This window comes from Weissella thailandensis (assembly GCF_005405465.1).
Taxonomy (GTDB): Bacteria; Bacillota; Bacilli; order Lactobacillales; family Lactobacillaceae; genus Weissella; species Weissella thailandensis.
Genome location: NZ_BJEC01000002.1, coordinates 82,597 through 97,340 on the forward strand (window position 1 = coordinate 82,597; position 14,744 = coordinate 97,340).

A 14,744-nucleotide genomic window follows, 5' to 3' on the forward strand; every position below is an offset into this window, starting at 1 on the left:
AGGGGGCATTATTTTATATGGTTATGGAAGACTACTTTAAGGACTTACGTCACAAAATTGGTCATGAAGAAATTATTATGCCCGGTGTGGCTGGTATTTTATTTGACGATACGCGTCAAAAAGTATTAATGGAACAACGTGGTGATGGCGAGGTTGGTTGGAGTCTCGTTGGTGGTATGCAAAATTTAGGCGAATCAGCTCCGACATCACTCATTCGTGAATTTAAGGAAGAAGCTGGCATTGACGTTAAGATTACCGCCTTGATTGGTGTCGATACCAATTTTCACCACACCTTTCCATCAGGTGACAAAGCCCAAATTCCAATGTTCCTGTTCGAAGTTGAAAAAACTGGTGGCAAGCTAATTGCTGATGGCGACGAAACACTATCATTAGAATTCGTACCACTAGCTAAACAACCTAAAATGTACAATCAGCAACACCAATTAGCAATTGACCAAATTCGTAAAGAAGTCCCCTATGGTTGGTATTTTTAGCACAAAAGGTGGTTGAGACATTTATCTTGTCTCAACCACCTTTTGTATAACTACAATTTAATTAAAGAATATGCAATGTTAATTTACTACGACCATTACCAAGTTTCTTAACTGATAATTGTTGTGGTATCTGCTGTTTCATGGAACTAACATGAGAAATAATTCCTACCAATCGGCCACTTTGCTCAACCATACTTAAGGCTTCCATCGCTTGCGAAAGTGTCTGTTCATCCAATGAGCCGAACCCTTCATCAATAAAGAGTGCATCGATTTTGGCACCACCCGCACGATGCTGCACGATTTCAGCCATCGAAAGTGCAATCGAAAGTGCGGCAATGAATGATTCACCACCTGATAGCGTACTAGTTGCCCTAATTTTGCCACCATCTTGGTCATAAATATCAATATCCAAACCGTTTTGATTGGCTCGGCCAGCCTGTCGATTTGACAAAATAAATTGATATCTTCCAGCCGACAAGACACCTATATAATGGGCATTAGCATACTCTAATACGTCATATAAAAAGCGTCGCAAAATAAAGGTTTCAAGGCGTAGCCGTTTATCATTATTACCATCAACGGCTTCTTTTAAGGTAAACAAATCTCTACCTGCAGATTGTTGAGCTGCCCATTGCTCTTGTAGTGTTTGTACAGAATATTCAATCTGTACCTGTTGCGTTAACTGAGCTTCCTTTGCCGTATAGTCAGCCACTTGTTGTTCAACAGAAGCTTGCTGTTCATTAACCAGCATTTGCAACTTCTCTAAATCCGGCAAGGTTTTATTACCAATTTGTTTTTTCAAATCGTCGACTTCTGCCGTTAAGCTTTTGATACTTGTCTGGTAAGCCATAACGGCATCATGCAACTGATTGATTTCATCGGGATCTTGGTCTAAACGTCCCATTAATTCATCAAATCCAGCTTGGTCTGCAACTGGTCCCTCACTAATAACCGTTGCTAAACGTTGCTGTTCTTGCGTTAAATCAGCTTGAATTTGCGCCAATTTTTGTTGGATGCTTGCTAACTGTTGCTGTTTCTCCTGTTGACTATTTTCATTTCTTAACAATTGCTCACGTAGCTCATTGTCAGTTTCTTCATATTTTTTAATCTCATGCTGAAGTTGCTGAACCTTCTGCTCATACTCGGTCACTGACAATAATTGCCCGGTCGATGCTGTTAATTGCGTAATTTCATCAGTCAATTCTTGCTTATTTTGTTGTTGCGATACAAGAATTTGCTTATTTTCGACCAAATCTTCTTTAGCTTCTTGGAGCTGTTGTTGTTTATTGACAACTTCTTTTTCTAAGGATGTCACTTGCTTTTTAGTATCACGCATGAAAACTAAAGCCAGTTGTGCTTTTTTGTTAACCTGTACTTTATCAAATATCGTTGGCAATTCACTAAAAGCTTCATTAAAAGAAGCGAACACTGATTCCCAATCGGCCTTTATCTGTTCATAAGTCTGATTAATTTCACTTTGTCGTGAATCTAACCATTCCTTTTCACTTTTAATATCAGCCAATTTCGTTTCATAAGCCGTCGTTACTTTAGATAGATCTGCAGCAGCATCTCTAACTGAACGCTCTGTCTTTTCAACCGCTTGAATAGCCGTTTTTAAATCTGCGTAGGTTGTCGTTGCTGCTTGATTATGCTCATGCTGCTGACCTTGATAAATTTGACCACAAATCAAGCAAGGCTCACCAACCTTTAACTCTTGTTTTAATTGCTGAATCAAGATATCACGACGTAATGATTCTTGCTCTTTTAATTTTTGCAATTGTAACGATTGATGCTCTTTTGACTTTGTAACTTGTTCTGCTAATTTTGCTGCTTGTAATTCTGCTAACTCTAAGGCTGATTGCCGTGACTCATAGTCACTGACCCGCTCTGCCATATTTTGTATCTGCGAAGTTAGCTTTGTCAGACTAATTTCATTAATGATAATTTGCTGTTTATCAGCCAACTGCTTTTGTTTATCTGTTAATTCGTTTTCAGTTACCTGTAATTGATCATTTAGTTTTTGATTAGTTTGTTCAGCTGATGCAATTTTCGCAATAACTTGTGCTTGCTTATCTTGAGCTTTAGTCAATTGACGAGATTTAGGTAGTAAATCATTTTGAATTTGTTGTAAAACAATGCGCTTGTTAGCGATACTTTCCTTTTGTTTATACAGTGTTGTTTGTTGATCTACCAATACAGTTTGGCTATGTTTTAGCTGATTGCTTGCTGTTGTCACTTGTTGCTTACTATCTGATTCATCAGCTAATTGTTTAGTAAGTCGTTGTTGCTTATCAACGATTTCACGTTGCGATTCGGCCCAACGCAAAGTTTGCCACCAAGTTTTCTTTTTTTCAATGACCGGTTTCTGTGTATATTTTTCTTGCAATAACTGATTCTTTTGCGTTAATTGTGTATATAAATTTTCAACGCGTTGACCTTCTTGTTGCCGTTGCTGTAGAACTTTTAATTCCTCACGTGCTTTCGTCAAGTCGTTCTCTTGTTCAGTTAAATCAATGCGCATTGCTTGATTCATCTGAGATAAAAGCGTCAACTTTTCTGCTGCAGTTGGTGCAATAGTATCAATATCATCCTGTTGCCAGTCAATTTGTTTTAACTTATCGTCACGTTGGAAAGCAAGTTGTTCCAGTTGACTATCAGATGTTTTTTGTTGTTGTTTCAATTTATCCGTAAACTGGTCAAAGATTGCCGTTCCAAATAGTTGACGTAAAATGACCTTTTTATCATCACTTTGGGCACTTAAAAATTCTCGAAACTTATCTTGTGGTAATAAAATTATTTTACGAAACTGTTCAGCATTTAAGTGTAGTAATTCTTTGACGTGGTCATTAACAACGGTTGCTTTATCGCCGAGTGCAGCAATTGGTGTTGCGAGGACATCATCAACTTCCATCAAAGAAACCGTTGCTTTATGTTCGGTTAAATCAAAATCTGATTTTGCACCACGCTTCTTTTTTAATGACTGTGTGGGCGTACGCTTAATTTCATAGAAACGGCCATTATGTTCAAACCAAAAAACGACCTTAGTTTCTGAATTCGTATCAGCAAATTCACTACGCATATCTTCCGGACGTCGTTCACCAGTTCCTTCACCAAACAAGGCATAGGTCATACCGTCAAAAATAGTTGTCTTACCAGCACCCGTATCGCCAGTAATTAAAAATAGTTTAGATTCAGTGAAATTTGAAAAATCAATCGTGGCATGATCATAAGGTCCGAAATTGTTTAATTGTAATTTGATAGGACGCATATTAATTATCTTCCTCCTGTTGGTGTAAGTCACTCAAGGTCTCATCAATAAGCTTCTTTTGATTATCATTCAGTTGTTCACCAGTCACAAACTCATAAAAATTAGCAATCATTTTATCATCAGATTCATTATCATCACTAATTTCTGGAATACTTGTTTCACTCTGCATTAACTTAGGTAAGTCATATTGCACTTCGACAACATCACCATAAATTTCAGCCAGCATTGCCCGCGCATTGGGTGATGTGACCGGTCCTTTAATCTTAATACTAAAGTAGTTTTTATGTGCTCGTTCATACTGTTGATAAAAACTTGGTGTCACTAATTCATCAAAGGTTCCAGTCAGTAAAATCAAATCCTTCTTAGGGACTAATGGTTGCCACTTTGTTTTCACTTGATGATCGTTGATTTCAACAAGATAAACGCCCTTTTCTGATTGGGCTTCTTTCGTATTAAATTTGATTGGTGAACCCGAATATTGCACAACATCACTAGGACTCGCTTGTTTTAAATGTAGATGACCCAATGCAACATAGTCAAAATCCTTAAATAATTGATCATCCAAGCCACGTAAACCACCAACTTGTGAGTTAGTTTCACTAGTGAATTCATAATCCTGATTTTTACTACCCACAACATAATAGTGGGTCACCAGCACATGATTCATTGCTGGTTTAAATTTAGCAACCATTTCGTTAACAATACGGGGCATGACTTGATTGATTGTTTGATACTGTGCTGTTTCATCTTCTGTTATGCCGTAATGCACCCGAGCAGTTGAAGGCTCAATAAATGGTAACAAGAATACTTGTGTATCTTTTGTTTCAATAGGTGTAAAAGCATCAGCCAGCGTTGTATTTAAATATAATTGACTCTTTTCCCGCCATTCTCGCCCAGCACCCAATCGTGTGGCACCATCATGATTTCCGGAAACAGCATAGACCGGCATTTTAAATGTTATATTTAAATCTTTCAGCATGCTCTCTAAACTATTAACTGCTGAAATTGGCGCAATACCGCGGTCATATAAGTCACCAGCAATAATCACACCATCAACTTTTTCTTGAATTGCTAAATCCCTAATTTGTTGATAAGCAACTTGCTGTTCGGCTAATAGTGAATAGCCCCCTAACTCTTTACCAATATGCCAATCGGCTGTATGTAAAAATTTCATAATCAAAATTCCCTCTAATCTAACAATTAATGACTATTTTGTCGAAAACAAAAACAGACTGGGAAATAACCCAGCCTATTACGCTTAATAATTAAATTAACGTATCCACTTTCGTAATGGTACGCTTACAATAAGTGCTAAGATAAATCCAACCAAAACTTGGAAAATATTTGCTGGCACATCTGTAAGGCCAGCCAACGTTGCAGCCTGTAATGACATTTTTGACCCACCAGTGACCCATAGTAAGAAGCTACCAGCTACCCAGTAACCCACAACCATGGTAATACCACCTAAGATGTTACCTAAAACACGGATACCCACTGTTTTATCAACGTTATAATGTCCAATGATCCAACCTTCTCCACCATGGATAAGTAATGAAAAAAGCATCCATTGTGGATAGCCAGCAAATAAGTCTAGTAAAAATCCAGTTAAACCACCAACGGCTAATCCCATTTTAGGACCAAAATGCCAAGCACCAATAAAAATACCAGTTTCTACTAAAGAAACGAATCCTGTTGGCGTTGGTAATTTGGCGACATAACTTAATACAATGTTGATAGCAATCAACACCGCTCCGATAGTAATTTGCTTTGTTTTCATTTCATCTACCCCTTATGGCGGCGCGCTGCCTGCCAAACATTACCTACTTTAAAATCATCATTCAAACGAACTCCGTGCAAAATACCATCATGTACAAAATCCTTGGCATCGTCAATTGCCGTTATTACTGGTACATCTTGTGATATCTGACTGGCAATGGCTGCTGAAAATGTACAGCCAGCCCCATTATTATATGGTTGCGAAATTTTTGGTAATTGCATCATCTTTTCCGTATTATTAGAAACAACCGCATCGATTGCCATATCACCAAGTAAACGCACACCACCCTTGACCACCACGGTTTGTGGTCCCATTGTATGGAGCATCTTAGCAGCTGTTAATAAATCTGCTCCAGAACGAATTGATTGTTCCGTTAATAACTCAGCTTCAATCAAGTTGGGTGTCACGACTGTTGCCAGTGGTAATAATTTTTGCTTGATGGCAGTGGCTAATTTTGCCGCATTAACTGAATAAGTTTCTTTAAACGCCATCACCGGATCAATAACGACCGGTACTTGGCCAGCATATTGTTTGATAAATTGGCTGACTAGATCAATATGATCAACAGACGGTAACAATCCCACTTTGATACCCTTAATATCTGTAAATTGACTCAGAGATGTTAATTGTTTGGCCAACACAGATACTGGCACATCATAAATATCAAAATCAGCTTGATTAACTGTCACAATACTTGTAATGGCACTTAAACCAAACAACCCATATTCATTAAATGTTGCTAAATCAGCTTGGACCCCACCACCAGCTAAAATATCCGAACCAGCGATTGTTATAATTTTCCCTACTCCCATCGCAATACCTCTTTTACAATAATTAATTAAATTTAAGTTTAGCACAAATTAACGACGGTAAACACATACATATTGAATGCGTAGCTTTATTTGAAAGCATAAACGTGTTTCAAAAAACTGAGAATTTAATCTAAAAACAACAAAAAAAGAAGTAGTGTTAAACACCACTTCTTTTTCAATACAACTTATTTGATTGCATCCTTCAATGCCTTACCAGGCTTGAATGCAGGAATCTTTGATGCAGCAATCTCGATTTCCTCACCAGTTTGTGGGTTGCGACCCTTACGAGCTGCACGAGAACGTACTTCAAAGTTACCAAAGCCAATTAATTGGACCTTTTCACCCTTTGCCAAAGTATCTTGGATTGAAGCAAATACTGCATCCACTGCAGCAGTTGCATCCTTCTTTGTCAAACCAGTTGCAGTTGCAACATCAGTTACTAATTCTTGCTTGTTAGCCATTTAGTTTTCCTCCTGCATAGGTATATTGGCGTTTTGCCAATAAATTAAAATTGAATCTGTAATTAGATTTCGATACTTAGAATATCATAATTATGTGGTTCTTACAAGTAAAAAATGCCTTTAAACGTTGATATAGCAAGGTTTTTGTCATATCCTTAAATATTTTTATAAAATTTAAGGCAAAGTATGCAATATTAAGTTTATTTTTATTTACGTGCTCTTTTAATCAAGTGAATTGGCGTTCCAGTAAAGTCAAATGATTTACGGATTTGATTCTCTAAGAAACGTTCATATGAAAAATGCATGAACTCAGGATTATTGACAAAAACAACAAAAGTTGGCGGTTGGATAGCTACTTGCGTTGCATAATAAACACGCAAACGCTTACCATTAACTGTTGATGTTGGATTTAATGCCAAAGCATCTGAAATAACTTCGTTCAACGTAGCCGATTGAATTCTCTTTCGATGGTTATCATTTACTTGCTTAATTAGTGCTGGTAATTTATTCAAACGTTGCTTTGTCAAAGCTGACACAAAGACAATCGGCGCATATGATAGATATTGGAATTCTTGACGAATTTGATTTTCAAAATCCGTCATTGTGTGATTATCTTTTTCAAGCGTATCCCACTTATTTACAACAATAATAACGGCTCGACCTGCTTCATGCGCATAACCGGCCACGTGCTTATCTTGCTCACGAATACCTTCTTCCGCATTTAAGACAACTAACACGACATTTGAATCGTCAATTGCACGCATTGCACGCATGACTGAGTACTTTTCAGTAGATTCGTAAACCTTCCCACGTTTACGAATTCCCGCCGTATCGACCATAACAAATTCGTCACCATCTTCTGAAGTAAATCGGGTATCGATGGCATCACGCGTTGTACCAGAAATGTCTGACACGATAACCCGTTCCTCACCTAACATCGCATTCACTAATGATGACTTCCCGACATTTGGACGACCAATAAATGAAAAGCGTACCGCATCATCTTCTTCTGGTGCTTCTACATCTGGGAAATTAGCCACAACTTGATCCAACAAATCACCTAATCCGGTACCATGTGCACCAGAAATTGGATATGGATCACCAAATCCTAATGCGTAAAACTCATAAATTTCTGAACGCTGTTCAATATTATCAACCTTATTAGCTGCCAAAACAACTGGCTTTTTTGATCGATACAACATTTTAGCCACACGTTCATCAGCTTCAGTTAATCCTTCGCGAGCCGAAACCATGAAAACAATAACATCTGCTTCATCAATCGCAATTTCAGCTTGTTGAACAATTTGTGACATAAATGGTTCATCGCCCATGTCAATTCCACCGGTATCAATTAACCGAAATTCATTAGTCAACCATTCCGCACGTGTATAAATACGATCACGTGTAATACCTGGCGTATCCTCGACAATTGAAATTCGGTCACCCGCGATGCGGTTAAAAATTGTTGATTTACCAACATTTGGACGACCAACAACAGCCACAACAGGAAATCCCATATTATCCTCTTTTCTGAATTACATAATTTATTGTAATTCGCGTTAATTTGTATACTCTATGTTTAATATTAACATGAATTAATACGAAACAAAAATTAGAGGCTGAGACAACATCTGTCCCAGCCTCTAACTGTTTTAAACTATTCTAATGCTTAGTCGAAATCTTTGAAGATGTCACCAAATGCATCACCTAACGTTGCTGAACCTTCTTCTTCAGAAGTTGAGTAGTTAGTTGGTGCTGATTGGCGAGGGCGACGTGAACGACGAGGGCGATCATTTTCCTCGCGTGCAGGTGCTTCTTCCAAAGCCTTGATTGACAATGACAAACGTTGACGTTCTGGGTTAACATCCAAAACCTTAACTTGAACCTTGTCACCGGCTGTCAATACATCACTAGGGTTAGCAATGTGCTTGTGTGAGATTTGTGAAACGTGAACCAAACCTTCAACGCCTGGGAACACTTCAACGAATGCACCAAAGTCAACCACACGCTTAACAGTTCCCTCTAGAACTGTACCAGCTGGTGCTTTTTCAGCTGCTGTATCCCAAGGTCCTGGTTGAGTAGCCTTAATTGACAATGAGATACGCTCACGTTCTGGATCCAAGCCCAAAACCTTAACCTTAACTTCTTCACCAACTGACAAAACGTCTGAAGGTTGTGAAACGCGTTCGTGTGAGATTTCAGATACGTGTACCAATCCATCAACACCACCAAGGTCAATAAATGCACCAAAGTTAGTCATACGAGCAACTTTACCTTCAATTACATCACCAACTGAAAGTTCATCAAAGATGCGTGCCAAAGCAGCTGAACGCTCTTCATTCAAAACTTCACGACGTGACAAGATCAAACGGCTATCTGCTGCGTTGATTTCAATAATCTTTGCACGGATAGTTTGACCCTTGTATTGGTTCAAATCTTGCACGAAACGGTTCTCAATCATTGAAGCAGGTACGAATCCACGTACACCTTCAACATCAACAACCAAACCACCCTTAACGGCTTGCGTTACTGGTGCTTCCACAATGTCGTCAACACTGTGCTTGCTTGCGATTTCTTCCCAAGCACGACGAGCTTCAAGACGACGCTTTGACAATAGGTATGATCCACCTTCCTTGTCAGAACCGATAGTAGATACTACTACCAAATCCAACACGTCTCCGACCTTGACAAGGTCATTTACGTCCGCATCGCGGTCAGTTGTCAATTCGCGCAAAGGAATTACACCTTCAACACCGGCACCTTCAATACCTACGATAACTTGACGATTATCATCAATTGCCAAGACTTCACCCTTAACTACATCGCCAACTTTAACTTCGGCTACGCTGTCAAGAGCTGCCAATAGCTCGTTGTTCTCTTCGTTCATTACAATATATCCTCCTGGTCACACGACTCTAATGGTTATTATACCTAATCTTGATATATATTACCAGTGTTTTTTACATCTTTTTGAGTTGTGATTATTAATTTCGTAATTTATTTTCAATAATGCGCTTTACTTCAGCTACTACTTCTTGAATTGACAATCCAGTAGTATCTAATTCTGTCGCATCAGATGCTTTCTGCAACGGCGATATTTCGCGATGAGAATCTAAATAATCTCTTTTCTCAATCGCCGTTTCCAATTCTTCTAATGTGGTAGCCATCCCTTTTGCTTGATTTTCCTTAAAGCGACGAACTGCTCGCTCATGGACAGAAGCAATTAAGAAAATCTTCACTTCAGCATCCGGCAATACCGTTGTACCAATATCACGACCATCCATGACAACACCACCAGCGGCCGCTATATCACGCTGTAAGTCTGTCATTGCCGTACGGACATCCCCATAGGCTGAAACAGCTGAGACATTTGCTGTCACTTCAACTGATCGAATATCATCGGTTACTTCTTCATCATTTAAGAAGACACGCTGTACTGGGTTACCTGGCTTAAATGAAATATCAATCTCTGGCAATAATGCGACGACCGCTGCCTCATCGGTCAACTTAATACCTGCTCTAATGGCAGCAAGGGTAACAGTTCTATACATCGCTCCTGTATCAACATATACAAAATTCAAGTCAGTAGCCAAGATTTTAGCAATCGTTGACTTGCCAGCCGAAGCTGGTCCATCAATTGCAATCTGAATTGGGTTCATGATTCACATCCTTATTCAATTTATTACTATTCTATTTTACGCCTAATTCGGTGGAAACACTAGGCATATTTAATAAAAAAAGTTGCGACATTTACTATGTCCCAACTCGATTATATTTAAAATTTATTATTGTACTTGAAAACTTCTACTTGACCTTCAAGCCCTTACCGTAGAAAGTCGCATAATTGCTTGATGTTAACCCGGGATTCAAACTATATAACTCTTCAGGAGTTGTATTATTGGCACGGGCAAAGCTATATAAGGTACCAGAATCAAATGATACTGTTTGCCCTTCTTCTTCAGATGATGCCGCTGCTTCGGATGAAGACTTTGCTGCTGCTTCTGCCTCTGATGAAGATTTGGCTGCTGCCGCCTCACTCGATGATGCTGCCTCGGCCGCTTCGGATGAAGACTTTGCAGCCGCTGCTTCGGATGAAGATTTAGCTGCTGCCTCACTCGATGACTTAGATGCGGCAACTTTAGCCTTTGATTCTGACTTCGCTGTATCAGTTACTTTATTCGTTGATGTTGTTGTTTTTGTTGATGAAGCAACTGGCAGCTCAGTATTTGTTGTGTTATCAGCAGGCTTATTTAATTCTTGTAGATATTTATATACAGGAACAAAAGACAACACAATAACAATCAATACCAAAATCCCGACAACCATACTAACACGTTGCGACTTACGCCGGTTTTGCGTTCTTGAATACTGCTTGGTTGTATCATCTTTAAAAGATGCCTCCCATGGCTGTTGTTTATCCTTTTTTTCGGTCATGATTGGTGGCTCTCCTTACTATCTTTTTTTACTATCTCTAATAATACACTAACCGCCTTAAAATAGTTAGTGTCACACCTAATCTTTACTGTAAATTAAATAGTTTTTTTAACTGTTTAGACCAATTTAACACCTTTAACTGATGTTTGCCATCTTCTTTTCTTTCTAAGTGCAATTCTTTTGAATGCCAGTCTGTCACACCCACACTTTCGTCAGTTTGCGATAAACCATCTGTTTCATTACCAAAATAATCGCTGATTTGATGACGCAACTGACCATCAGATTTTGCATAATTGATCATTGATAACAAATTATTCTGTCTGATGCGCCGCCGATTATCAAAAATCCGACTAATTTCAATCGTTGTGAGCTGATTAGATTTATAAAAATCTAATAGCCTTATCTGTTCAGGGTTTAATATGGTCACCTCAGACTGCTCAACATAACTTTTGATTGCATATGAATCTGGAATCGTTTGATCAATCAAATTAAACTGAATGCTTTCATCGCCAGGAACATATAAAAGAATTGCCGCCGATTGTTGACCATCACGACCCGCACGACCAATTTCTTGCAAATAATTTGAAAGGTCATTACTCAAATGATAATGAATGACAAAGCGAATATTTTCTTTATCGATTCCCATACCAAATGCTGAAGTCGCTGTAATAACATCGATTTCACCTTGCATAAACTGTTGTTGCACACGGTATCTAGCCATCGTGCTCATCCCCGCATGATAGGCAACAACACGCTGCCCAGTCTCATTAGTTAACCATTCAGCCATACTTGTTGCTAATTTACGTGAAGTAAAATAAACGACCCCTGGTCCACTCGTTGTCTGTAGCAAATCCTTTAATCGTTGTTTTTTCTCCAACTCATTTGGCAATTGCTCAGTATGCAAAAATATATTCGGCCGATCAACAGGTTGTTGATAGACAAACCACTTTTCCGGTACAGAACGAAAATTTTCAATAATTGCAGTTATCATACTTGGCGTTGCCGTAGCCGTTAGTAACAGTAACTGCGGCTGATCAAGTTGCTTATGAATGGCTGGTAATGCAAGATAGTCCGGTCGAAAATCTTGTCCCCACGTCACCATGGTATGGACCTCGTCAATAACCATCAAATTAATTGGCACTTGTTTTAATGATATTTGCACCTGCTCTTGATTTAACATTTCAGGCGAAATGAACAAGAAATGGTATTGTTTTAAGTGCTTTAAGACATTCTTTTTATTTTCAAACGTCAATGTTGAGTTCAAAGCAATCACATTTTTTTCACCAAGATAATTCAAACGGGCCACTTGATCCTGCATTAAAGACAGTAGTGGCGTCACAATAATCACTAAACCGTCTCGAACAGCACCCATCATTTGATAAATCAGTGTTTTACCACCGCCTGTTGGTAAAATTGCTAGTGTCGATTGTTTGGCTAACAAGGCAGTTAAAATTTCTTTTTGACCAGTTTTAAAAGTTTTAAAACCAAACTTAGCTTGTAAAATTTTATCTAAGTTAATCATTGCCATGGTTTACGCTCCCTGCTTGGTCAAATAAATTTCATATAATCGAAAAACGAAAAATTCATCCGGATTATCTGAGGTTCGAATATCAGCAAGCTGCCAATCATCAATATTACCAGTTAAATGTTCTTGTAAATATCGCAACGTTTCCGATGTTAAAAATAGGTCATACGGGAAGTCTGTTTTAGGTAACCACACCGCTGCCGTTAATAAATGTTCTCGTACCGTACCGATTTTCAAGCGCCGTTGCTTACTAATTGTTGCCATTGATAATCCCTGGTGAACCTGTTGACATGTTAGTTGCACACTTGGCGACAAATTCTGCTGCTGTTGTGTCAGTTGCCACAATTGTTTTAGCTCACTGTTACTATTGGACTGAAGTAAGGTTTGACTCCAAAAAATAAACAAATCAAATTCCCACAGATAAAAGTCGGTAGTTGTCCATGTTGCTGGTAATCCCAATTGATCAGCATTCCGCCCTGGCACTTGATGACCCACCCAAGTCGCCACAAATTGATTGGCAGTTTGCTGATCTAATTGCTTTAAAAATTGGGTTAGAGCCATCAACCAGTTATCGATCAAATGCGATTTATCAGTCTGACGATACCATTTTTTGACTAACATTTTGGTTTTGACATCAATTTGTAACGGATAGTAGCGCTTATTATGATAAGCTGTTTCCGAAATAATTTGATTTGCCAACCAAAAAGCTTCCCGAAACTGGCGAATATTTGCTAAAGGTTGCGTCGTTAATGGCATATACTGCACTTGATAGTGGTACTTATGATATTCCTGCTGGGCAACTACCCCCTTATCTGTCAACAATAACTGCCCGGAATTTGGCTGCTGTTCAATAAGCAAACCATTCTTAATAAGCGTTGCAATTTGTTCATCAAAAGTTGTCTTTTCTAATTGAGGAAACAGACCAACAAATGGCAACAATTGGTAGCGTAATCCCCAGTATTCTGTTGACACTGTTAAACGACGCCTTAATAAACCAAAAATCACCCGATGTCGCCGTGGTTGTACCGACGAAAATAGGGTGATCAAGAAATCAGTTATCACAACATGGTCCACCTCTCGCTATTACTAAAGACTAGTTTAAGAAAATAGCGTTATAAGTGCAAGCCACATGCTTTAATTTAATTGTGAATGCATACTACTTAATACACGTTGGAATGAGAAAAAGACAGCACCTGAGACCACACCCAGAAGAATCCCTTCAATTAAGTTGAAAGGCACGACCATCCAAAGAAGATAACGTCCCATACCAATCGTTGCTTTAATATCAAAATTTGCAAATATGGCATATAGTGGCACCGCATAAATATAGTTTAAAATGACCATTACAAGGGTTAAGCCAATTGTTCCTAATACGCTCCCCCACATAAATTGCCCTTTTGACAATTTCGTACGTCGCATGACTAGCACGATTATCGTCATAAAGACAGCCATCCCCATAATATTCATTGGTATACCAATCAAATCGCCAGGGCCCTCGTTATTAAGCAGTAACTTCAAAACGGATCTTAGAATTAAAATCGTATAGCCCTGTTTCAATCCTAAGAGTAAAGTTCCCAGCAATACAGGAACAATCGAAAAGTCAATTTTCAAAAAGCTTGCTCCGGGCAAGATTGGAAATTGTGGGAAAATCATTAAAACAAATGATATTGCCGACAATAAAGCAATGATCGTTAAGTGACGCGTTTTATTCATATTACTACCTAATCCTCCGCACTGAAAAAAAGACGGTTTCATTTATGCCAGGGCGACACAAATAAAACCGACTCTATCAGTCAAATTCATTAATTCTTCTGCATACCAGACTTTACTGTCGGTTATGGATTCACACCATATCAACCACAAAACTGTGGGTCGCGGACTTTTTCGTCAAAACGAAATTACCGCCGGTCGGGAATTACACCCTGCCCTGAAGATATTTAGTTATAATATTATATTAACTTTCTAATATATAA

At 38.6% G+C, this 14,744-nt stretch carries 13 protein-coding genes and 1 riboswitch; of the genes, 1 reads left to right on the forward strand and 12 read right to left on the reverse strand.

What is annotated here, in order from left to right; genetic code table 11:
* Window positions 1-17 precede the first annotated feature (17 nt).
* Window positions 18-494: an NUDIX domain-containing protein gene (locus FFM62_RS01420; RefSeq protein ID WP_083603433.1), complete on the forward strand. Its 477-nt coding sequence runs from the start codon at window positions 18-20 to the stop codon at window positions 492-494.
* A 61-nt stretch (window positions 495-555) separates the two neighbouring features.
* Here FFM62_RS01420 and FFM62_RS01425 read toward each other — a convergent pair whose 3' ends face one another.
* From FFM62_RS01425 to FFM62_RS01480, 12 genes are all read right to left on the reverse strand, one after another.
* Window positions 556-3,762: an AAA family ATPase gene (locus FFM62_RS01425; RefSeq protein WP_137604530.1), complete on the reverse strand. Its 3,207-nt coding sequence runs from the start codon at window positions 3,760-3,762 to the stop codon at window positions 556-558.
* 1 nt (window position 3,763) lies between these two features.
* A complete protein-coding gene (locus tag FFM62_RS01430) occupies window positions 3,764-4,936 on the reverse strand; it encodes an exonuclease SbcCD subunit D (protein WP_075269510.1) in 1,173 nt (390 codons plus the stop codon).
* A gap of 96 nt (window positions 4,937-5,032) precedes the next feature.
* A complete protein-coding gene (locus FFM62_RS01435; protein ID WP_075269509.1) occupies window positions 5,033-5,539 on the reverse strand; it encodes an ECF transporter S component in 507 nt (168 codons plus the stop codon).
* Between the two features lie 5 nt (window positions 5,540-5,544).
* Complete coding sequence (locus tag FFM62_RS01440) at window positions 5,545-6,351, reverse strand: bifunctional hydroxymethylpyrimidine kinase/phosphomethylpyrimidine kinase (RefSeq protein ID WP_115470496.1); 807 nt, start codon at window positions 6,349-6,351, stop codon at window positions 5,545-5,547.
* Between the two features lie 185 nt (window positions 6,352-6,536).
* Entirely contained in the window at window positions 6,537-6,812 is a 276-nt protein-coding gene (hbs, locus tag FFM62_RS01445) for a non-specific DNA-binding protein Hbs (protein ID WP_042493879.1), read from the reverse strand.
* A 206-nt stretch (window positions 6,813-7,018) separates the two neighbouring features.
* On the reverse strand, window positions 7,019-8,329 hold the full coding sequence (gene der / locus FFM62_RS01450; protein ID WP_115470495.1) for a ribosome biogenesis GTPase Der: 1,311 nt from the start codon (window positions 8,327-8,329) through the stop codon (window positions 7,019-7,021).
* A gap of 152 nt (window positions 8,330-8,481) precedes the next feature.
* Window positions 8,482-9,699 carry a 30S ribosomal protein S1 gene (rpsA, locus tag FFM62_RS01455; protein WP_075269506.1) on the reverse strand — a complete coding sequence of 406 codons (1,218 nt, stop codon included), beginning with the start codon at window positions 9,697-9,699 and terminating at the stop codon, window positions 8,482-8,484.
* A gap of 97 nt (window positions 9,700-9,796) precedes the next feature.
* Window positions 9,797-10,471 carry a (d)CMP kinase gene (cmk, locus tag FFM62_RS01460; RefSeq protein ID WP_075269505.1) on the reverse strand — a complete coding sequence of 225 codons (675 nt, stop codon included), beginning with the start codon at window positions 10,469-10,471 and terminating at the stop codon, window positions 9,797-9,799.
* Window positions 10,472-10,616: 145 nt separating this feature from the next.
* Window positions 10,617-11,246 carry a LysM peptidoglycan-binding domain-containing protein gene (locus tag FFM62_RS01465; protein ID WP_075269504.1) on the reverse strand — a complete coding sequence of 210 codons (630 nt, stop codon included), beginning with the start codon at window positions 11,244-11,246 and terminating at the stop codon, window positions 10,617-10,619.
* An 85-nt stretch (window positions 11,247-11,331) separates the two neighbouring features.
* Window positions 11,332-12,774, reverse strand: coding sequence for a RecQ family ATP-dependent DNA helicase (locus FFM62_RS01470; protein ID WP_083603432.1), 1,443 nt, complete (start codon window positions 12,772-12,774; stop codon window positions 11,332-11,334).
* Between the two features lie 3 nt (window positions 12,775-12,777).
* Window positions 12,778-13,833: a helix-turn-helix domain-containing protein gene (locus tag FFM62_RS01475; RefSeq protein WP_240005892.1), complete on the reverse strand. Its 1,056-nt coding sequence runs from the start codon at window positions 13,831-13,833 to the stop codon at window positions 12,778-12,780.
* Between the two features lie 72 nt (window positions 13,834-13,905).
* A complete protein-coding gene (locus FFM62_RS01480; protein WP_075269502.1) occupies window positions 13,906-14,484 on the reverse strand; it encodes an ECF transporter S component in 579 nt (192 codons plus the stop codon).
* Window positions 14,485-14,573: 89 nt separating this feature from the next.
* Window positions 14,574-14,710, reverse strand: a riboswitch (FMN riboswitch).
* Between the last annotated feature and the right edge of the window lie 34 nt (window positions 14,711-14,744).